The organism is Paenibacillus sp. J31P190 (assembly GCF_059692075.1).
Map to the genome: position 1 here is coordinate 1 of NZ_JCAUAS010000052.1, position 18,232 is coordinate 18,232.

Consider the following 18,232-nt stretch of genomic DNA (forward strand, 5'->3'; position numbering starts at 1 on the left):
AAGGCGCAAACCACGCTTTGACTGTTTGGTGATGATGGCGGAGGGGACCCACGCGTTCCCATCTCGAACACGACCGTTAAGCCCTCCAGCGTCGATGGTACTTGAACCGCAAGGTTCTGGGAGAGTAGAACGTTGCCAAGCAGAATACCCCTAGTGGGTATTTTTTTTGCCACCCCGTAAACTGTTTACACATTAGGGCCCTTAGCTCAGCTGGTTAGAGCGCACCCCTGATAAGGGTGAGGTCGGTGGTTCGAGTCCACTAGGGCCCACCATTTAATTAAAATTTATGGGGCCATAGCTCAGCTGGGAGAGCGCCTGCCTTGCAAGCAGGAGGTCAGCGGTTCGATCCCGCTTGGCTCCACCATATTCCCTGATAGCTCAGTTGGTAGAGCACTCGACTGTTAATCGAGTTGTCACAGGTTCGAGTCCTGTTCGGGGAGCCATTTTTGGAGAAGTGTCCGAGCGGCCGAAGGAGCACGATTGGAAATCGTGTAGGCGTCACAAGCGTCTCGAGGGTTCGAATCCCTCCTTCTCCGTTTCTTTAGATAAAGGAAAGACAATATGGCGGCGTAGCTCAGCTGGCTAGAGCGTACGGTTCATACCCGTAAGGTCGGGGGTTCGAGCCCCTCTGCCGCTACTAGATAAATTGGAGAGATACCCAAGTGGCTATAAGGGGACCCTCTGCTAAGGGGTTAGACTGCGTAAGTGGTGCGAGGGTTCGAATCCCTCTCTCTCCGTCGGTAAATTTTTTTGAGTTTGGCCCGTTGGTCAAGTGGTTAAGACACCTCCCTTTCACGGAGGTAACAGGGGTTCGAGTCCCCTACGGGTCACCATCTATTTTCTAGTTTTATCCCTTGGAGGCTTAGCTCAGCTGGGAGAGCATCTGCCTTACAAGCAGAGGGTCGGCGGTTCGATCCCGTCAGCCTCCACCATATTTTGTATCATGCTTTCCATGTCGCGGGGTGGAGCAGCCCGGTAGCTCGTCGGGCTCATAACCCGAAGGCCGCAGGTTCAAATCCTGCCCCCGCAACCAAACTCTTTCTGAGAGTTGTTTTATATAGTGTGGAGCTGTGGTGTAGTGGCCCAACATGCCTGCCTGTCACGCAGGAGACCGCGGGTTCGAATCCCGTCAGCTCCGCCATTTTTTCAAAATATGCCGTTGTAGCTCAACTGGTAGAGCAACTGACTTGTAATCAGTAGGTTGGGGGTTCAAGTCCTCTCGACGGCACCACAATTCCCAAAAAAAGTGGAGCAAAGCTTGTTTTAAATGTGGAGGCTTAGTGAAGTGGCTAAACACGGCAGACTGTAAATCTGCTCTCTTCGAGTTCGGTGGTTCGAATCCATCAGCCTCCATTCCAAACCATTGGGGATTAGCCAAGCGGTAAGGCAACGGACTTTGACTCCGTCATGCCAAGGTTCAAATCCTTGATCCCCAGTTCTTCACTTGAGTCATTAGCTCAGTTGGTAGAGCACCTGACTTTTAATCAGGGTGTCGTAGGTTCGAATCCTACATGACTCACTTTGCCTTATTTACAGCATGCGCGTATGGCGGAATTGGCAGACGCACTAGACTTAGGATCTAGCGGGTGACCGTGGGGGTTCAAGTCCCTCTACGCGCATCAAATCCTCAGCAGTATTCAACTCCTGAGGTACCTATGCGGAAGTGGCTCAGCGGTAGAGCATCGCCTTGCCAAGGCGAGGGTCGCGGGTTCGATCCCCGTCTTCCGCTCCATTTTAATAAGCGCCCTTAGCTCAGCTGGATAGAGTATTTGACTACGAATCAAAAGGTCGGGAGTTCGAATCTCTCAGGGCGCGCCATTTTTCATATGTTATACCTTATCGGGACGTAGCTCAGCTTGGTAGAGCACCTGCTTTGGGAGCAGGGGGTCGCATGTTCAAATCGTGTCGTCCCGATAGACACGCGGGCGTAGTTTAATGGTAGAACTTCAGCCTTCCAAGCTGATCGCGCGGGTTCGATTCCCGCCGCCCGCTTCATAGAAAAAGATCACCTTCGGGTGGTCTTTTTTCGTTTGAGCGGGAAAGGAAGAGAAGCCGTAGGGGTTCGACCGTCCGTGAAGACATCATCGAATATACCCAAGTAGGACGCGCGTCCAAATATACCACTAGCCGCTTCCGTAGGAAGCAATTTAAATAAGTATTTGGAGTATTCCCGCCGCCCGCTTCACAGAAAAAGATCATCTTCGGGTGGTCTTTTTTCTGTGAACGGGAACTGGAAGAGAAGCCGTATGGGTTCGACCGTCCGTGAAGACATCATCGAATATACCCAAGTAGGACGCGCGTCCAAATATACCACTAGCCGCTGCCGTAGGAAGCAATTTAAATCAGTATTTGGTGTATTCCCGCCGCCCACTTCACAGAAAAAGATCACCTTCGGGTGGTCTTTTTTCGTTTGTACAGGAAAGAAAGTCCGCGAATTCAAATTGTAATTTGGAGTATTTCCATCACATAATTTAATAAAAAGAAATGGGGAATCCTCTGTTGTAGCATGCAACCCTTGAGAAAAACCTTTTTCATGGTAAATTTAATGTGGAAGTGATACAAATAATGCATATGAATCCAATATTCAAAGGGAGGTGACGCATGTCACCGAACTGGAATAGGTCAATGAATTTAAATACAATAAGGAGTACAAAATCCATGACTCTAAATAAAAGAACTCTAAATAAAAGAAATAAGCTAGTTGATGTGAGCAGAACGCTAGCAAAGGTTGCAATAGGCGAAGCTTTTGCCGATGTAGTCATTAAGAATGGAACACTCGTCAATGTTTATTCTGGAGAATTAATTGAGCATATGGATGTTGCTGTTGCGGCTGGGAGAATAGCGTATGTAGGGAACGCAGACCATATCATTGGGGCTCAAACGGTCGTTATCGATGCCACAGGGAAGTATATGTCTCCAGGATTTTTAGATGGTCATATGCATGTTGAAAGCACGATGCTTTCCGTCACCGAGTTTGCCAAAGCGGCATTAGCCAAAGGAACAACGGGGATTTTTATGGACCCTCATGAAATTGCCAATGTATTTGGAACAGAAGGTGTAAGGCTGATGCACGAAGAGGGGCAGCAGCTGCCTCTCAAAGTATTCACGACCTTCCCATCCTGCGTACCAGCGACTAACGGCTTGGAAGATGCAGGTGCAAGCTTAGAGGTGATCGATATTAAAGAGGGACTGCAGTGGGACAATGTGGTCGGACTAGGCGAAGTTATGAATTTCCCAGGTGTCGTTTATGGTGATCCGAAAATGTGCGGGGAGATTGAAGAAACGATCAAGAGTGGTAAAACTGTCACAGGACATTTTCCAAGTGATGATGATCGTATGCTGCAAGCGTATATAGCATCCGGCGTGACATCTGATCATGAAACCGTAACTAGGGAACAAGGTCTCCATAAAGTCCGCATGGGCATGCACCTTATGATTCGTGAAGGCTCAGCCTGGCATGATGTCAAAGAGGTCATTAAGGTGGTAACGGAAGATAAGGTCAACACAGCCAATATTTCGCTCGTCACGGATGACGTAAATCCGCAAACCTTGGTGGAGAAGGGGCATCTCAATCATGTGGTACGCCGCGCGATCGAAGAGGGTGTGGATCCTGTAACCGCGATTCAAATGGTAACGATTAATGTGGCGCGTTATTTTAAAATGGAGCAAGATTTGGGCAGCATCACTCCTGGTAAATGTGCTGACATTTTATTAATAGACGATTTAAAGAAGGTCGAGCCTTCGACCGTTATTACCGATGGTCAGGTTGTTTTTGATAATGGAAAGCTTACGGTTGATTTCCCTGAATACGTCTATCCCGAGCACATCCGTAATTCCATGAACGTTAAACGGGAACTTACAGCTGAGGACTTCAAGCTTGTAAGTCGCAGTAATCAGGATAAGACGAAGGTTAATGTTATTAACATTATTGAAAACAGTGCAAGAACAGAGAAAATGACAGCAATGCTGGGTGTTGAGCAAGGCATCATCCAACCAGATGCAGAGCAGGATATCATCCGCCTCGCCTGTATCGAGCGGCACCGTGGAACGGGTCAAATTTCACTTGGTTTTACGCATGGTTTTCAACTGAAGGCAGGTGCGGTAGCGTCTACAGTGGCGCATGACAGTCACAATCTAATTGTTATGGGGATCAATGAGCAGGATATGGCTTTGGCAGCTAATGAGCTTGTCAAAATGGGAGGCGGTATGATCGTTGTAGAGAACGGTAAAGTGCTGGCTCAAGTACCAATGACCATCGCAGGCCTCATGTCAGATAAATCATTACTTGAAGTCGTTAGAGAGGTTGTAGAGCTCGAAAAAGCGTGGAAACAAATTGGCTGCCCGCTGAACGCTCCGTTTATGACATTCTCATTAATTGCTTTACCTGTTATTCCAGAAATTCGGATTTCAAACCGAGGTATTGTCGATGTTACACAGTTCAAGCTAATTGAAGTGGAAATTGGTTAAGTGGCTAAATAAATAGGTCCAAAAGAGCTTATCCTTTTTATTCTTTTTAGAAGGATGACGTTCGGCGCGGGAGGTTTGGATGGTTTGCGGGAAGCCGGAAACGAGCTCAGCTTCCATCCTTACTGTGATTTCGGTTTCCTCGATAATCGGCAGATCTAGGGTGGTGGCCACCTCATCTCGAATTTGATGCAACAAATTCAATTGCTGTTCAAATTCGTCTACACGTTTGGAAAGCAACAAGTTCTCTTGTTTTAGCTTTTTTATAAGCTCATATAGTAATTTCATGGTTAGCTTCGGTTTCTCTGATTGCTCATTTTCTTCGTTACTATTAGTGGGAGACAGCAGCAACATCAACTCTTCATCACTGATTACCTTGTTTGACACAGTATGACCCCCTTAAATTAATGAATCTCGCTGAGCTGCCCATCCGTAAAAAGATAATCTTTGGGAAGAAGTGAAAGATTAATGCTCCGGCTGCAGTCGATATACTGTGGGTAAATAACTTGGATAGATTCCTCTTCTTGAATTGGATAGTTAATTGGATAGTTAATTGGATAGTTAATGATTTTATTCTTTTTGATTATATCTATAAGAAGGTGAAACATTATGGAGATAATTAACAATCCCGTTGCACATAGCTCTAAGTTTTGAATCATAAATCAGCCCTCCTATGAATCTTTTTTCATAGATTAACGGATTAGAACTAAAATGTCGCTCGAAAACCGTTGTCGTTTTGTAAGCTTTTATGAAGAGTTAAACTGGAATATATGACGGAAATAGGGTGATGATGGTATTTTTTAAAAGTATATTGTTGTTAAATCGCACGATCTTGTCTATTCAATGAAAAAAATAGGGATGGGGTGTTCAACATGTTCAGTAAAAATAGTCAGATTCAGACCTATCTGGAGCGTATCGGGTTTAAAGGTTCGCTCGATGGCAGCGCAAAGACACTAGCTGACCTGCAGGAGTGTCATCTGCACACGGTTCCGTACGAAAATTTGGACATTATGAACCGAATAGCTCTATCGTTGGATCCTGAGGATCTATATCAAAAGATTGTCGTGCGTGGACGCGGTGGGTACTGCTTCGAGCTGAATGCATTATTTGGCTGGCTGCTGCGAGAACTTGGCTATTCGGTCACTGACTTGGTTGCTCGATTTTGGCGCGACGAGCCGAACACACCACCGAAACGACGCCATCACGTCCTGAAGGTAGAAGCAGAAGGCACGATTTACTTGTGCGATGTCGGAGTAGGGGGGATTGTCCCCCGCAGGCCAATAGCGTGGATCGAAGGTCTTGAACAGCACCAAGGCGGAGAGTGCTACCGTCTCGAGCGCGATGCCTATTACGGTTGGATGTTGTGTGAGCAGAAGAACAAGGAATGGAACCGCATCTACTCGTTTACGGAGGAGCCTCAGCTGCCGAAGGACTTCACCTTTGCGACCTTCTGGTGTGAGAACGCCCCGGATTCGATATTTACCAAAAGCCCAATGGTCGCCATGCGCACCCTGGAAGGGCGGAATACGCTGGCTGGTCGAGAGTTTCGCATCTTTACATCCGCGGGGGTTAGGACGTTCACTCCGCAGTCTGAAGAAGAGTATAAAGCAGCGCTGCAAGAGCATTTTGGTATTCATCTAGATTAATCATTCATGTAGTCATGTACTACAATAGTTGGATTCCATTTATTCAACGTCGAAGAGGCCCCCGTAAAGGGGCCCCTTTTTTTTTTCTAACTTGAAGTAATACGAAATGATTTTGATTACGAAAGTGATAACCTACTGTCTTCACGTTCTAACTCTTTCTGCTGCTCTTTGGTGAAAGTACAACTTAGCTTTGGTAATCCTGTGTGTTTGTTGATGTAGATAGTTCTTGCAACGCCATGAATGAATTTCATTTGTTTGGTCCATTCTTTAGGGTTGAACATGGACATCAACTCCCTATTTATATATGTCTCCTACAAATTCTCCACGACAGTGGTTTTGGAAGCGTTTTATTTATATATTATGTTCAAAGGGTATGGTTGATGCATCGAGTAAAAGTACTTCAGAACAACGCGAAATAGAATTAGCGTTCTTTCCATTCGGAGGGTGAATGCAGAAATTACACGTACAGAGATGGCAGCGATGCTCGCAAAAGCTTCGGGTCAGCCAATCGATGCTAATGGCACAACAAGCTTCGTAGAAGATAAAGACATGAACAAATTCGATCCAGCTGCCCAAACAACGAGAGCAGAGGCTGTAACTGTTCTACTGAAAGTGTTAGCACAAAAGAGCAAGTAAAGAGAAAATTGACGTATATAATAATGGGGATTATCCTTCAGGCGCTCGAACGAGCTGCTTAAGGGATAATCCTTTTTTTACGGAACTTATGCCGTGTTACAAGAAAATGAGATATAATTTATGTATGGATACTAACAGGAGTTCTTCTATGATCGTAAGTACAAAACTTCATATACCACATATCCGTAACGCTTTGGTTTCACGGCCCAGGGTGATGCAAAAGCTGAATGAGGGAATGGATGCGAAGGTGACGCTTGTTTCCGCACAGGCCGGTTACGGCAAAACAACTGCATTAAGTCAATGGGCGAAACAGTGTAGTGCGCTTGTAGCGTGGGTTTCACTAGATAAGCAGGATAATGATTGGATTCAGTTTTGGAGTTACGTCACAGCTTCCATCCAGGAGAGAGTTCCCGGCTTCGGCAAGGCGGTTTCTTCTCTGCTTGAGAACGGGCCTTCGGAGTCTTCAGAGACGGTGATCAAAACACTTTTAAATGAACTAAATCGCTTTACAAACGAAATGGTGATCATTCTTGACGATTATCATGTCATTGAGCTCCCTGCGATCCACGATTCGTTAGTTTATCTGGTTGAGTATTTGCCTCCCTATATTCATCTTTACATCGCTAGTCGGACTGATTTGGCGATCCCAACCGCTCGATTATTGGCTAAAGGTGACTTACACCGAATCGTTATTCCAGATTTGCGGTTTCAATTAGATGAAGGACTTGTTTTTTTTCGGGATACGACCGATTTATTACTAACGAAGGAGCAAGTAACAGAGCTATTCCGCCAGACTGAGGGATGGATCAGCGGCTTGCAACTAGCAGCGATTTCTTTGAAGCGCAGTAATAATATAGCAGAGTCTATCCATCAATTTAGCGGTCAGCAGCATCATATATCCGATTATTTACTAGAAGAAGTGCTTCAACATCAGTCGGAGTCTATGCGCGACTTTTTACTGGAAACGTCTATCTTAAGTCGAATGAATCGATCATTGTGCGAGGCTGTAACAGGTAAAATGAACTGTCAAGAACAATTGGAAAGACTAGAGCAGCTGAATTTATTTGTCATTCCTTTAGACGATCAAAGGAATTGGTATCGATATCATCACTTGCTTTCCGATTTTTTGCAACAACAATTGTCTAGAACGAATCCGGATAAATGGAAACAAGCGCATATAAATGCGGCCAAATGGCTCCAGAATCATGGCTTTGATGAAGAAGCAGTGGAGCATTTTTTAGAGGGGAAACAGTATGCGAACGCCGTTCGTTTGATCGAGAAAAATCTTCAAACGTTAGTGCAATCGAAGAGTGTCGCGTTGATTAGATGGGTGTCTGTTTTACCGGAAAACTCTTTTGCGGAGAAGCCTATGATCGAAATGTTCTATATATCCGTATTGCTCGGAGTCGGACAATGGGAATCGGCTTTTCGAAGAGTGGAGCAAGCGAAGATCCGGTTTCAAGCACTGCAGGAGAAATTACCCGATGTAGAATGGAAGCGTACAATGGGTAATATTTACTTTTTTTGTGCGGTCATGTCGTATCTTCAAAAAGATTTGGTACAAACGTCGGCATACTTCGAGTTAGTTGAACAATACATACCGGAAGGAAGTTTCTTCCAAACGATGGGTCGCAATAGATATCAGGGTTATGATGCATTTGATGATCATCTGGCGTTTATAAACGATCTTCATGCGGCAGATGCGTTTTTGTTGAAATGGATTAAAACGTGGGAAACTAAAAAAAATTATCCTTTTATCGGTTTCTTGTATGTCTCTTATAGCAAATTGCTTTATGAGTGGAATCGGTTGGATGAGGCTGAACTTTATATAAATCAGGCACAAGGACGCAAGGATATGCAGCCTTTTGCGAGGATTCTGATTCAAATTTCCATCAGCGCCTCTCGAATTCAGCAAGCCAAAGGAAACTCAAACCGAGCCACAGATCTTCTAGAGCAGTTAAAATTGCAAATTAACTCCCCTGATTATGATTTATTGATGATGAAGATCGAAGCGGAACAAGCCTATTTGTCCCTTCAGCAAGGCTCCATCCAAGATGCGATTGATTGGATGCAAAGCTGTGGTCTGGCATATACGGACGAGGTTTCCATGAATCGTGTGACAGAGCATCTAGCGTTAGCCAGAGTGCTTGCGGCGTGTGAACAGACTCATGAAGCGTTACACCTATTAGAACGGTTGTATCTTTTATTAAGCAAGGAAGATCGTCTTCGGGATCGAATTAAGGTGTTAATTTTGCAAAGTGTGATGCTTCAGCGTTTGGGTCGAGATGAGGCTGCCCTCGCTCCGTTGGAGAACGCTTTGTTATTGGCTGAACCAGAAGGGTACATTCGCAGCTTTATTGACGAAGGCCCTATAATGGTGAAGTTGCTTTCGGTTTATTTGAAGGGGCAGCAAAGCAGTCGTTTAAGAAATACCTCAGGGGTTTCCTTTGCCTACGTGAAACAGCTGCTCCAAGCTTTTCATGTCACTCCAGAAGAAGTATCTCTTAAAGAAACGTTAACAGAGCAGGAGATGAGGATATTACAGCTGATTGGCAATGGATTGTCGAACAAACAAATCGCTCATCAGTTGAACATCTCGGGTGAAACTGTAAAGTCGCATATAAAGAATGTGTACAGAAAGCTTAAAGTAAATAATCGTGTGCAGGCACTGCAGCGTGCCAAAGAAGTAGAGAATTGAGGAGAAGGTGCGCGTGAACCAAAGAATAATAAAAGCACCGCAAGGCTTAGCAGCATCGCCATTCAATCAAAAAGTGTTGAAACTCAAAGGATTGACAGTTATTGAATCGTGCACCAACACGGTAGGAAAACAAGGGTCTATGTTCTTAGAAGACTACCTGCTCATGTTTGTGCTAAATGGCACCTATACGGTGCGATACGGCGATAAGGTGTACGTTGCTCATAAGCATGAAATGGTACTTTTGCAAAAATCCATTGTTATTGAATATGAAAAATCAGGCGAACCTAATCAGGCTTACTTATTAGAGTACATGATGTTTTTTCTAAAAGATGAATTGCTTAAAGACTTTATTAAAATGGCGGACATTCCATCTGCGCAGCCAACAGCATTGGTACCTATTTTCGTAAATCCGATAAGTGAACGATTGTTAACCTATTTAGGGTCGTTAAAACCATATTTCAACGAACCTGATAACATCGAGGACGGATTAATTAAAATCAAGTTGTTGGAATTATTGTTTGATCTTAGCCATGCCAACGAAAATTTCATGCAGCAATTATTTCAGTTGAAGCAGCAGGTACGATCCGATATCTCAACCATCGTGGAACAAAATATCTTGAATCCTGTTTCAGTGAATGATTTGGCTTATTTATCGGGAAGAAGCATGTCTAGCTTTAAAAGGGATTTTCAAACGATTTACAACACGTCCCCATCACTATGGATTCGGCAGAAACGCTTGGAGAAGGCCAAAGAAATGTTGACCCATTCAGCTATGTCAGTTACGGATGTTTGCTTTATGACGGGATTTGAGAATGTTGCGCATTTTTCAAGGGTTTTCAAAGAGCATTTTGGCTATACCCCGTCCTTTTACAAGCAACAGTTAAGCTAAAAGCTAACCAAAAATCTTAGTTCGGCATCTGCCGGGCTAAGATTTTTGTTATTTGAGCTAAATAGACAAATTCTTTGGGCCTTTTGGAAAAGTAGGACGAAATGTGCTGTGATAATCTTAAGTCATGAATGATTCAATCAAAAATGACGCTCAAAAGGAGACAACAAATAATGACAAATCAAAAAGTATGGCTCATCACGGGAGCATCCAGAGGGTTCGGATTGGAAATTGCAAAAGCAGCTTTAGCAGAGGGCAATAAGGTGGTAGCCACCGTTCGCAGCAAGCCTGAACAATTAGCCGCGGAGCTTGATAACAACGAAAACTTATTTGTAACTGTCCTGGACGTTACGAATGAAGCTCAAGCCTTAGATGCAGCGAAACAAGCAGCAGACAAATTCGGAAGAATTGACGTGCTAGTCAATAATGCTGGTTATGGATTACTGAGTGCCGTTGAGGAAGCTTCGAATGAAGAAGTGAAACAGAATTATGATGCCAATGTTTTCGGTTTACTGAACGTTACCCGTGCGATTTTACCCTACATGCGTAAGCAGCGCTCGGGACATGTCATCAATATTTCATCCGTGGGTGGATTGAACGGGTATGTAGGCTGGGGGATTTATGGTTCTACCAAGTTTGCTGTTGAAGGCATTACGGAGTCCATGGCTTTGGAATTAGCTCCTTTAGGGATATTTGCAACCGTCGTGGCACCAGGATTTTTCAGAACTGAATTTCTTGATCCAACGTCTTTGATAAGAACCGCTAATGTCATCGATGATTATGCAGGCACAGTGGGAGAAATGCGAAGCTTTGCCACACAAGTTAATAAGAAACAGCCTGGCGATCCCAAGAAACTCGCTCAAGCTTTCATTAAATTGGCCAATTCTGAAAAGCCCCCGGTTCATTTGCCTCTAGGCAACGACACACTGGCTATGTATAGAGAAAAGACGGCAAGGTTTGAAAAAGACATTGAAGACTGGTATGACGTCATTACGGGAACGGACCATGATGATGTAAGAGGATTTTAATCTTGTTCACAACGAAGACAAATGGACAAGAATGACCGAATATACTTATACGGAATCATCAGAAGTTGTTTATCAACTAGGAGGTGTTTCGGTATGGTTTATTGGTTGTTGGCCGTTATCGTGGTTGTGGTTGGTTTATTGATTCTCATGAACGTGAAGAAGCGCAAAGTGGTTCCGGTGGCTGATTTGCAAACACATAAGTCGTGCGCTTATTGTAACGAGGAAATTGCCATCGATGCAGCTGTATGCAAGTACTGTAGGGGTGTAGTCGTAAATTGAGGCTGATATAATGAATAGCAAATGAAGCAACGGTCAGTTCGCATTAGTGTGAGCTGGTCGTTGTTTTGTTTTTTAGCATTTATTAAATTGAGAGTAAAAAAACATACAGGAAGGGCAGTAATAATGCGAACGCATAGTATACGATACCCTCCCTGTGTAAACACGAACGCTAGCTCTTCTTATTCCTTCTACCAGACTCCTTGGCATCAATAGTATCCAGGAAATCATTCGTCCGAAATGTGCGATTTACTCATACTATCCTTGCCTGTTTTTCAGCCAACTGATCTTGTGTTAAACCCTTTAGCTTTCTAACCATTCTTAACCATTCTTAACCGTTCGCCAACTAGTCTTAAAAAATCGGACATCTCATTTACCTCAAATTGAGGTTATTGAAATCGTTGATAAAAAGAGATACCCGTATAATATGATAAAATATATAAAATCCTGTATAAATGGTACTCTGATGTCCCGTTTATAAATATAATCACCAAAAAGTTGGCGCTCCACTTCAAAAAAGTGTAACATCAATCTAATAACAGCAGACAGAAGGAGCTTGAATCATTTGACCATCGAATTAAAAAACGAAATACCTCCCAATTTTGAGGAACTGAAAAAATCGGCCAATCGTACATCCAATTGGAGAGAACGTCTAGAAGCCGTTGAAGCATTAGGCCAGTATAACGACCAACAAACCATTAACATTCTAGTGCGTATGATGAGCGGCGATGCTGTATATCCCATTCAAGAGGCTGCTTACCGCAAACTCCGTGCATTTGGTGAGGATGTTCAGCTGCCGCCAAGGAAAAAAGGTGACTTGATTAAAGGTGCAGGTAAAGTTTTTGTGCGCATTAAGAAGAGCTTACCAGAAGGGCATACGTTTGAAGAGTTTAAAGAGAAGTTACAGAAGACCAGAAGTGACGTATATGATACTTACGAAGGTGACAAAGGCTCTGACTTCGATCAATGGCTTGAAACCACATGGGCATCGTTGCTGAAAAAATAAGAACCACAACATAATGGAGTGAGTACATGAGCAAAGCAAAGGGTAAAGGCGGAACCGGCAGAGGGACAGACAGTAAGGGTTGGAACCGATGGCAAGCTAGTGCCAATAGAGCAAAGAGTGCCCCAAAACCTTATAAAAGTAAAGGTCTATTAGCAGCAGCCAAAGCTGCAAAGGCCGCGAGTAGCAGCAGTGGCGATAAACCTAAAGCTTAGCGGCTGCTGCTCATAAGACCATATCTTAAATACCATACCCTCGGCATCCTGCCGGGGGTATTTTACCTGCTGCACGAATAAAATCGCTCAACTTAACTCATATTATCGAAGTTACTATTCCATTCATTAAAGGAGACTTCGAGATGCAGCAGCAAACGCCAAATAACAACATGACACAAGGCATGCAGAACATGAATCATGGGGGGCATGAGCTCTTTGATTTGCACGAGGTGTTAGCCTGTACAATTAATGTACTGGACCAGTTCATGATATTCAGACAATTCGTCCAAGATAATGAGCTTCTGGATATTTTGGATCGTCAGTACAACTTTACGCTGTTCCATTACAACATAACGGCAGAGTGCTTTTCAACAGGGCAAAAGCCGAGTCAAGAAACGCAGACGTATATGATCCGAAATCTGTCGCAGCCGATCTACGGTATCAAACCAACACAGCCCAAAAAGCCGAATCAATCGCTGGCTGATGTGAAGGATGCAGGCATTAGCGCGCATATGCTAGGCCTTGTGAAATCCCATGCTACGCTGCTAACGATGACTTCCCTTGAAGTGACGAATCCTGCTGTGCGTCGTGTATTGGCATCTCAAGTACAGAACTTTATCGAGATGGCCTATGAAATTTTCTTGTATCAAAATAGAAATGCCTACTATCAAGTTCCCCAACTTGAAGCCACTGATATGCAAAAAATGCTTAATACCTTTGTTCCGGCACAAGGAATGCCACAAATGCCGCCTAATAACAGAGCAGGAACTATACACTAATTTTAAAATAAACCAGTATCGGTCTCATCGACCCATGCTGGTTTTCTTTGCTCGTTAAACTTTATTACTGACTTTATTACTCATAGAAGTGAAAGGGCATTTAGAAGCCACACTTTCATCATCACGCAAAAAATACTGCTCCCACTCTAGATTATCCGATTGGCCGTACCACTTCAAGGAGGGATGCGCGGGAACGCCGTCGTACTCGACTAACTTCTGACGAATCAGCTTTTTCATATTCCGGCCAAAAGGGGTCGAATCGTTGATTTCTTCGAATACCCACCTTGGCTGGAACGTGATGAGGAAACAAGGAGTCCGTCGGCTTTTCCGAATCTCGTGCGCAGGAGTTCCGCAAAAAGCAAAATACGGATGCCCGTTATAACAGAACTCCCAGGTATGATGGGTAGGATCCGACGAAATATGTGATGGCCAGGGGACCTGATCTTTAGCGCTTACCCGGCTTAAAACCGACCAAAACAGTTGTTCGTAATCTTCTATGGAAAAGCCATTGACTAATTCGTCAGGTGTATTGAAAAAAATGACAAGAGAAGCATATTTACCCGTTTCACGCGAAAAATCGCCGTATTGCTGCAAGAGCTTAGCGACATTTTTGATGGCTTCTTCGGATCTAGGATCTGCAGCAAATCCGAATCGTAGATTATTAGAGATATAACCAAGACGACCGGGTATGCAAGGGTACATCTGGTCCGGATCATTAATCATATGACCAAATTTGCGAAAAGCATCCTGCTGCCATTCCGGCAGATCAGCTTGATGTGCCTCAAACCAGTCTTTGGAGATTAAGTTAGCCATGTCATCACCCTCCTTCATCCATTCGGAGCATACTATGCGAAGGAGGAAAGGTGGGTGAATGTCTCTAGTTCATAATTTCCACATCAATAGGTGTGCAAATATATCCATTACAGGCGCTTTCTGAACAGGGACAAGCAGATACTGCCACGAATAAGTCCGTTTCTGCGAGAAGTTCAACATAGTCGCCAGCTTTGGATAACGGCCGTTCTATTCTGATTTCTCCAGAAGGTTGAATAACCGTATTCATAAAGAAGTTCAAAGAATAATGTTGATCCGGAGCTGGAATGCTGAACTGAGCAAGAGCTTGATTCAGATTATGAAAGCAGTTTGCGTGGTTTTGTTTATCGTACAGCAATTCATACATTTCAGATCGGCAAGGAGAGTTAATGAAATCGTGCTGCCCTACAGTATCAGCCAAAACGGTGAGCAGAGGAGTATATGTATTGGAGTAGAGAAGATCCCCAGGCTTGATTTTCATCGCACGCAGCACATCCATGGTAACGCCTGGATCCAGGCGCACGCTGGTATCATCGGCACGATAGGCGACAAAGTCTGCAATCTGCTCGCCCTTCACATCGGTTATACGGATGACTTGCCCTTTTCCTAGTCGAAAACCAAGCCCTTGCGTGGAGGGAATTCGCCATTTTTGATTGATCATTGGTATCCTCCTGCAGCATTAGTTAAGTTATCTTTACAGTATGGCTACTCGGATGAGGTGTCATTCAAACGGAAATTGAGTGCTTATTTCTAGTTGTTTCAAACCTACATAGATTAGGGTATTTTAAAGAAGATGAGTAGTTATAATTGGAAATAAGTTAGTATGAACTTAGGATCAGGAGGTGCTATCATAACCATTTGTATAAGCTTTTTTGTTAATATTTGTATTCTGATAACTTGTGCTTATTTATTCAATCTTGGCTTTAAATATATGTTTCAGCATGCATCTTGGACCGTGAAACAGACGGTGCTTGTAGCCATTTTTATAGGTTCAGGATGGCTAACGATGTTTTTTGGCGTGAGGGTATCTGAATTCATGTTATTTGATTTGCGAGTCGTTCCAATCATATACGGAACACTATTATTCCGTAAGCACTATATGTTACTCATTATTGGATTTGGAATTGCGCTGGCCAGATATAGCATTACCGGCATTAATCCACAATCTATTACGGGGTCGTTAAATATTATGCTGATGGGTTGTTTGGCAGCGATCCTTGTGGCTAAATATCAAAAAAGCGCATGGAGCTATAAGAAAAAGGCGCTCATTTCCATCCTCTCAATTAACTCGCTTCAGGTCTTCGGTATTGCTAGTTTCGGTGCTGTACCTAAGGTCACTTATTTGACTAAAGTTGCCCCGTACACCTATCCGGCCGCCCTATTACTTAGTGCTTTTTTTGTCTTCATTATTCGAGATTTCTATAAGGAGCAGCAGCGGGCGGACAAGATACGTAATATGAATGTGATTCTGCGAAAACAGACCAAGAGACTTCTACAATCGAAGCGTGAGCTAGAGAAGAAGGCACAGCAGTTGGCGCAGGCTTCAATCTATAAATCGGAATTTATTGCCAACATGTCACATGAACTCAAAACACCTCTAAACAGTATAATCGCCTTGTCAGATCTGATACGGGAAAGTGAAGAGGTAACGAGTACAAAGGAAGTAAATCAATATGCGAATATCATTCATACATCGGGAAATGAACTGCTTCAAATGATCAATAGCGTATTAGATTTATCTAAGATCGAAGCGGGTAAAATGGACATGCTATGGCAGCCAGTCGTTATCGAAGAGCTTGCCTATTACATAAAACAACAATTCAAGCCAATGATGGATTCCAAAAAGCTGCGCTTCAACGTGACCGTGGGAAAAGATGTGCCAACGATCATTCAAATGGATTCACAGAAGCTCAACCAGATACTTCGCAACCTGCTTATGAATGCGATAAAATTCACAGAAGAAGGCAGGATTACTTTATCCGTTAAAATTCGTGATCATAACGATAATGCTTCGCCTAAGTGGATCGACTTTGCCGTTCGCGACACTGGCATCGGCATTGCCCTAGATAAGCAGCAGTTGATATTTGAAGCATTTCGGCAAGGGGATGGAGCTACGACTCGTAAATATGGAGGAACAGGTCTAGGCTTATCCATCAGTTTGCAGCTTGCCAAATTGCTCGGTGGTTCCCTTACTCTTCAGAGTGAGCAAGGTAATGGCAGTAAGTTCATTCTTAGTCTGCCTTTGCGAGCCTGGATGGATCATTCGGAGGATACCGGCTAAGGCGTATGAAAATTCTAAACCACATCTTTGCATCCATATCCGTACCTGTGTAAGATAATAATGAATAAGATTTTTGTGGATGAGGTGGGGTTTCATGGTTTTCGGTGCGCGCGTGTGGAAGACGGGGATTGCTGTTGCTTTGGCCTTATACATAAGTGCTTGGCTTAATTTCACCCCTCCAGTTATTGCAGCAGTCGCGGCAATCTTTGCTATGCAGCCTTCGATCTATCGATCTTGGCGCTATTTCCTAGAACAGCTGCAGACGAATATTCTAGGCGCGGCATTGGCACTGCTTGCGGGTATGTTTTTTTCTAATAACGTGATTGCTATTGGAATTGTATGTATCATTGTCATCATCATAAGTTTAAGAATGGGTATGGAAGAAACGATCGGCCTTACCTTAGTTACTGTGGTAGCGGTCATGGAGGCTTCCGGAGAGTGGCAATTTGCCATCAATCGATTGCTTCTGAGTTTGATTGGTATCGGTTGTGCATTCGTGGTGAATATCCTATTCTTTCCACCGAAGCCCAAAGAGCAATTCGCCGCACAGATTCGTACGATTTTTGCCAAAATGTCGCTCCTCCTTCGCACGGTTATCTCTAATGAAATGAAAGAGGCTGTATTCCGTGAGGAAAAAGAAGGTTTGCGCAGCAGTTTGAAGTCTTTATCGGATAAGTACAGACTCATGGAAGAAGAGATTAAGAAAATTAAGGGAAGCGGGTTAAATCGCATTCGTGAACTTGTTGTTTACAAGCAGAAGCTTCTTGTGATGTACAAAGGGCTTGAGGTTCTTGAAGCCGTAGATGAGCACTATTTTCAAACGTCCCGCACACAGGCAATCGATGTCTATTTCGATGATCATTTGGAAAAGCTAATAAAGTTCCACGAGCACATTCTGTTGAAATTTGATGACAAGCTCAAGGATGACTGTTCGGAAGGTATGGAGATGGAAGCGGAGAACGAGCGTTTCATGACGGTACTCATCGAACGTTATAATAAGCAATCGGAAGGAATGTTGCGTTTGTCGGTTGTGGCTGCGGCAATGTACGACTACGGTCATCAGATAGCGCGGTTGGATAAGCTTGCCCAGCATGATCATCGCGGAGAGCCACAAGAGAGAGAGCCCCTCGATTTATTGCTCAAAAGCATTAGGTTAAAATAGATTAAAACAATTTTTCATCAAATAGTCTTACTGAACCTTTCGTTTGTCAGAAGTTCTGGCACCTCGGGAGGTTCCTTAATAAAAAAAATGATTAGAGGTTGCATTACGAAATTGTATGTGCTATATTATGATTCTTGTTCCAAACGGACAAGCAAGGCAAACGATTATTAATGAGTCTGAACGTGTTGAATATCTTCACGAATGGATAAATAAAATAAAAGCTTGCAAATGAAATTCCAATATGGTATATTACTTCTCGCTGCTTCGGTAACACGGCAGTGAACGAAAGAAATTGATCTTTGAAAACTGAACAACGAGTGAGTAAGCACGAACGAGAAATCGTTCAAA

18 protein-coding genes, 19 tRNA genes and 1 rRNA gene are annotated in these 18,232 nt (G+C 43.6%); 33 read left to right on the forward strand and 5 right to left on the reverse strand.

Features of this window, described 5'->3' with window-relative positions; genetic code table 11:
- The first annotated feature begins 24 nt into the window (after positions 1 to 24).
- The 22 genes from rrf to ade all read left to right on the forward strand — a co-directional run bounded on the left by rrf (position 25) and on the right by ade (position 4,467).
- Positions 25 to 141: ribosomal RNA gene (rrf, locus tag AC58U0_RS36425) — 5S ribosomal RNA — on the forward strand.
- 54 nt (positions 142 to 195) lie between these two features.
- Positions 196 to 272, forward strand: a tRNA-Ile gene (locus AC58U0_RS36430).
- Between the two features lie 16 nt (positions 273 to 288).
- A tRNA-Ala gene (locus AC58U0_RS36435) sits at positions 289 to 364 on the forward strand.
- Between the two features lie 3 nt (positions 365 to 367).
- Positions 368 to 443 (forward strand) — tRNA-Asn (locus AC58U0_RS36440).
- A 5-nt stretch (positions 444 to 448) separates the two neighbouring features.
- A tRNA-Ser gene (locus AC58U0_RS36445) sits at positions 449 to 536 on the forward strand.
- Positions 537 to 563: 27 nt separating this feature from the next.
- A tRNA-Met gene (locus AC58U0_RS36450) sits at positions 564 to 637 on the forward strand.
- Positions 638 to 648: 11 nt separating this feature from the next.
- Positions 649 to 737: transfer RNA gene (locus AC58U0_RS36455), tRNA-Ser, on the forward strand.
- A gap of 21 nt (positions 738 to 758) precedes the next feature.
- Positions 759 to 833: transfer RNA gene (locus AC58U0_RS36460), tRNA-Glu, on the forward strand.
- Between the two features lie 23 nt (positions 834 to 856).
- Positions 857 to 932, forward strand: a tRNA-Val gene (locus AC58U0_RS36465).
- Positions 933 to 956: 24 nt separating this feature from the next.
- Positions 957 to 1,033, forward strand: a tRNA-Met gene (locus tag AC58U0_RS36470).
- A 31-nt stretch (positions 1,034 to 1,064) separates the two neighbouring features.
- Positions 1,065 to 1,141, forward strand: a tRNA-Asp gene (locus tag AC58U0_RS36475).
- Between the two features lie 14 nt (positions 1,142 to 1,155).
- A tRNA-Thr gene (locus AC58U0_RS36480) sits at positions 1,156 to 1,231 on the forward strand.
- A 40-nt stretch (positions 1,232 to 1,271) separates the two neighbouring features.
- Positions 1,272 to 1,353, forward strand: a tRNA-Tyr gene (locus AC58U0_RS36485).
- 11 nt (positions 1,354 to 1,364) lie between these two features.
- A tRNA-Gln gene (locus AC58U0_RS36490) sits at positions 1,365 to 1,436 on the forward strand.
- 10 nt (positions 1,437 to 1,446) lie between these two features.
- A tRNA-Lys gene (locus tag AC58U0_RS36495) sits at positions 1,447 to 1,519 on the forward strand.
- Between the two features lie 20 nt (positions 1,520 to 1,539).
- Positions 1,540 to 1,619: transfer RNA gene (locus AC58U0_RS36500), tRNA-Leu, on the forward strand.
- A gap of 38 nt (positions 1,620 to 1,657) precedes the next feature.
- Positions 1,658 to 1,732: transfer RNA gene (locus AC58U0_RS36505), tRNA-Gly, on the forward strand.
- A 9-nt stretch (positions 1,733 to 1,741) separates the two neighbouring features.
- Positions 1,742 to 1,818: transfer RNA gene (locus AC58U0_RS36510), tRNA-Arg, on the forward strand.
- Positions 1,819 to 1,840: 22 nt separating this feature from the next.
- Positions 1,841 to 1,914, forward strand: a tRNA-Pro gene (locus AC58U0_RS36515).
- A 7-nt stretch (positions 1,915 to 1,921) separates the two neighbouring features.
- Positions 1,922 to 1,992: transfer RNA gene (locus AC58U0_RS36520), tRNA-Gly, on the forward strand.
- A 227-nt stretch (positions 1,993 to 2,219) separates the two neighbouring features.
- Positions 2,220 to 2,447 carry a hypothetical protein gene (locus tag AC58U0_RS36525; protein WP_497383562.1) on the forward strand — a complete coding sequence of 76 codons (228 nt, stop codon included), beginning with the start codon at positions 2,220 to 2,222 and terminating at the stop codon, positions 2,445 to 2,447.
- Positions 2,448 to 2,658: 211 nt separating this feature from the next.
- Positions 2,659 to 4,467: an adenine deaminase gene (ade, locus tag AC58U0_RS36530; protein ID WP_497383563.1), complete on the forward strand. Its 1,809-nt coding sequence runs from the start codon at positions 2,659 to 2,661 to the stop codon at positions 4,465 to 4,467.
- Here the strand turns inward: ade and AC58U0_RS36535 are convergent.
- Positions 4,444 to 4,851, reverse strand: coding sequence for a hypothetical protein (locus AC58U0_RS36535; protein WP_497383564.1), 408 nt, complete (start codon positions 4,849 to 4,851; stop codon positions 4,444 to 4,446). The two genes, ade and AC58U0_RS36535, sit on opposite strands and share 24 nt — an antisense overlap.
- 17 nt (positions 4,852 to 4,868) lie before the next feature.
- On the reverse strand, positions 4,869 to 5,123 hold the full coding sequence (locus AC58U0_RS36540) for a hypothetical protein (protein ID WP_497383565.1): 255 nt from the start codon (positions 5,121 to 5,123) through the stop codon (positions 4,869 to 4,871).
- A 213-nt stretch (positions 5,124 to 5,336) separates the two neighbouring features.
- On the opposite strand from AC58U0_RS36540, the gene AC58U0_RS36545 reads away from it, so the two are divergent.
- Positions 5,337 to 6,110 carry an arylamine N-acetyltransferase family protein gene (locus AC58U0_RS36545; RefSeq protein ID WP_497383566.1) on the forward strand — a complete coding sequence of 258 codons (774 nt, stop codon included), beginning with the start codon at positions 5,337 to 5,339 and terminating at the stop codon, positions 6,108 to 6,110.
- Positions 6,111 to 6,226: 116 nt separating this feature from the next.
- Here the strand turns inward: AC58U0_RS36545 and AC58U0_RS36550 are convergent, their stop codons facing one another.
- Positions 6,227 to 6,391, reverse strand: coding sequence for a hypothetical protein (locus tag AC58U0_RS36550; protein ID WP_497383567.1), 165 nt, complete (start codon positions 6,389 to 6,391; stop codon positions 6,227 to 6,229).
- A 163-nt stretch (positions 6,392 to 6,554) separates the two neighbouring features.
- Between AC58U0_RS36550 and AC58U0_RS36555 the strand changes: the two genes are divergently transcribed.
- The 8 genes from AC58U0_RS36555 to AC58U0_RS36590 all read left to right on the forward strand — a co-directional run bounded on the left by AC58U0_RS36555 (position 6,555) and on the right by AC58U0_RS36590 (position 13,631).
- Positions 6,555 to 6,746 (forward strand): hypothetical protein, encoded by a 192-nt coding sequence (locus AC58U0_RS36555; protein ID WP_497383568.1) that lies wholly within the window; start codon positions 6,555 to 6,557, stop codon positions 6,744 to 6,746.
- Positions 6,747 to 6,894: 148 nt separating this feature from the next.
- Complete coding sequence (locus tag AC58U0_RS36560) at positions 6,895 to 9,444, forward strand: winged helix-turn-helix domain-containing protein (RefSeq protein ID WP_497383569.1); 2,550 nt, start codon at positions 6,895 to 6,897, stop codon at positions 9,442 to 9,444.
- A gap of 13 nt (positions 9,445 to 9,457) precedes the next feature.
- On the forward strand, positions 9,458 to 10,333 hold the full coding sequence (locus tag AC58U0_RS36565; RefSeq protein WP_497383570.1) for an AraC family transcriptional regulator: 876 nt from the start codon (positions 9,458 to 9,460) through the stop codon (positions 10,331 to 10,333).
- A gap of 170 nt (positions 10,334 to 10,503) precedes the next feature.
- A complete protein-coding gene (locus tag AC58U0_RS36570) occupies positions 10,504 to 11,358 on the forward strand; it encodes an oxidoreductase (RefSeq protein ID WP_497383571.1) in 855 nt (284 codons plus the stop codon).
- Between the two features lie 93 nt (positions 11,359 to 11,451).
- On the forward strand, positions 11,452 to 11,637 hold the full coding sequence (locus AC58U0_RS36575; protein ID WP_497383572.1) for a hypothetical protein: 186 nt from the start codon (positions 11,452 to 11,454) through the stop codon (positions 11,635 to 11,637).
- A gap of 562 nt (positions 11,638 to 12,199) precedes the next feature.
- The gene (locus tag AC58U0_RS36580; protein WP_414858801.1) at positions 12,200 to 12,640 is read left to right on the forward strand and encodes a HEAT repeat domain-containing protein; all 441 of its coding nucleotides are present in this window, start codon (positions 12,200 to 12,202) and stop codon (positions 12,638 to 12,640) included.
- Between the two features lie 26 nt (positions 12,641 to 12,666).
- Positions 12,667 to 12,852 (forward strand): DUF3934 family protein, encoded by a 186-nt coding sequence (locus tag AC58U0_RS36585; protein WP_057305242.1) that lies wholly within the window; start codon positions 12,667 to 12,669, stop codon positions 12,850 to 12,852.
- A gap of 143 nt (positions 12,853 to 12,995) precedes the next feature.
- The gene (locus AC58U0_RS36590; RefSeq protein ID WP_497383573.1) at positions 12,996 to 13,631 is read left to right on the forward strand and encodes a spore coat protein; all 636 of its coding nucleotides are present in this window, start codon (positions 12,996 to 12,998) and stop codon (positions 13,629 to 13,631) included.
- Positions 13,632 to 13,685: 54 nt separating this feature from the next.
- Here AC58U0_RS36590 and AC58U0_RS36595 read toward each other — a convergent pair whose 3' ends face one another.
- Both AC58U0_RS36595 and AC58U0_RS36600 read right to left on the reverse strand, forming a co-directional pair.
- Entirely contained in the window at positions 13,686 to 14,444 is a 759-nt protein-coding gene (locus AC58U0_RS36595) for a YqcI/YcgG family protein (protein ID WP_497383574.1), read from the reverse strand.
- Positions 14,445 to 14,508: 64 nt separating this feature from the next.
- Positions 14,509 to 15,102 (reverse strand): DUF1989 domain-containing protein, encoded by a 594-nt coding sequence (locus AC58U0_RS36600; RefSeq protein WP_497383575.1) that lies wholly within the window; start codon positions 15,100 to 15,102, stop codon positions 14,509 to 14,511.
- A 345-nt stretch (positions 15,103 to 15,447) separates the two neighbouring features.
- Between AC58U0_RS36600 and AC58U0_RS36605 the strand changes: the two genes are divergently transcribed.
- Positions 15,448 to 16,722 (forward strand): sensor histidine kinase, encoded by a 1,275-nt coding sequence (locus AC58U0_RS36605; protein WP_497383576.1) that lies wholly within the window; start codon positions 15,448 to 15,450, stop codon positions 16,720 to 16,722.
- A 94-nt stretch (positions 16,723 to 16,816) separates the two neighbouring features.
- The gene (locus AC58U0_RS36610) at positions 16,817 to 17,884 is read left to right on the forward strand and encodes an FUSC family protein (protein WP_497383577.1); all 1,068 of its coding nucleotides are present in this window, start codon (positions 16,817 to 16,819) and stop codon (positions 17,882 to 17,884) included.
- The last annotated feature ends 348 nt before the right edge of the window (positions 17,885 to 18,232 follow it).

What these genes read in the sequence shown, in the direction of transcription:
- AC58U0_RS36595 (WP_497383574.1), bottom strand. Translation starts at nt 14,444, where the DNA reads ATGGCTAACTTAATCTCCAAAGACTGGTTTGAGGCACATCAAGCTGAT.
- ade (WP_497383563.1), top strand. Translation starts at nt 2,659, where the DNA reads ATGACTCTAAATAAAAGAACTCTAAATAAAAGAAATAAGCTAGTTGAT.
- AC58U0_RS36545 (WP_497383566.1), top strand. Translation starts at nt 5,337, where the DNA reads ATGTTCAGTAAAAATAGTCAGATTCAGACCTATCTGGAGCGTATCGGG.
- AC58U0_RS36550 (WP_497383567.1), bottom strand. Translation starts at nt 6,391, where the DNA reads ATGTTCAACCCTAAAGAATGGACCAAACAAATGAAATTCATTCATGGC.
- AC58U0_RS36575 (WP_497383572.1), top strand. Translation starts at nt 11,452, where the DNA reads ATGGTTTATTGGTTGTTGGCCGTTATCGTGGTTGTGGTTGGTTTATTG.
- AC58U0_RS36590 (WP_497383573.1), top strand. Translation starts at nt 12,996, where the DNA reads ATGCAGCAGCAAACGCCAAATAACAACATGACACAAGGCATGCAGAAC.
- AC58U0_RS36605 (WP_497383576.1), top strand. Translation starts at nt 15,448, where the DNA reads ATGTTTTTTGGCGTGAGGGTATCTGAATTCATGTTATTTGATTTGCGA.
- AC58U0_RS36540 (WP_497383565.1), bottom strand. Translation starts at nt 5,123, where the DNA reads ATGATTCAAAACTTAGAGCTATGTGCAACGGGATTGTTAATTATCTCC.
- AC58U0_RS36560 (WP_497383569.1), top strand. Translation starts at nt 6,895, where the DNA reads ATGATCGTAAGTACAAAACTTCATATACCACATATCCGTAACGCTTTG.
- AC58U0_RS36585 (WP_057305242.1), top strand. Translation starts at nt 12,667, where the DNA reads ATGAGCAAAGCAAAGGGTAAAGGCGGAACCGGCAGAGGGACAGACAGT.
- AC58U0_RS36570 (WP_497383571.1), top strand. Translation starts at nt 10,504, where the DNA reads ATGACAAATCAAAAAGTATGGCTCATCACGGGAGCATCCAGAGGGTTC.
- AC58U0_RS36610 (WP_497383577.1), top strand. Translation starts at nt 16,817, where the DNA reads ATGGTTTTCGGTGCGCGCGTGTGGAAGACGGGGATTGCTGTTGCTTTG.
- AC58U0_RS36600 (WP_497383575.1), bottom strand. Translation starts at nt 15,102, where the DNA reads ATGATCAATCAAAAATGGCGAATTCCCTCCACGCAAGGGCTTGGTTTT.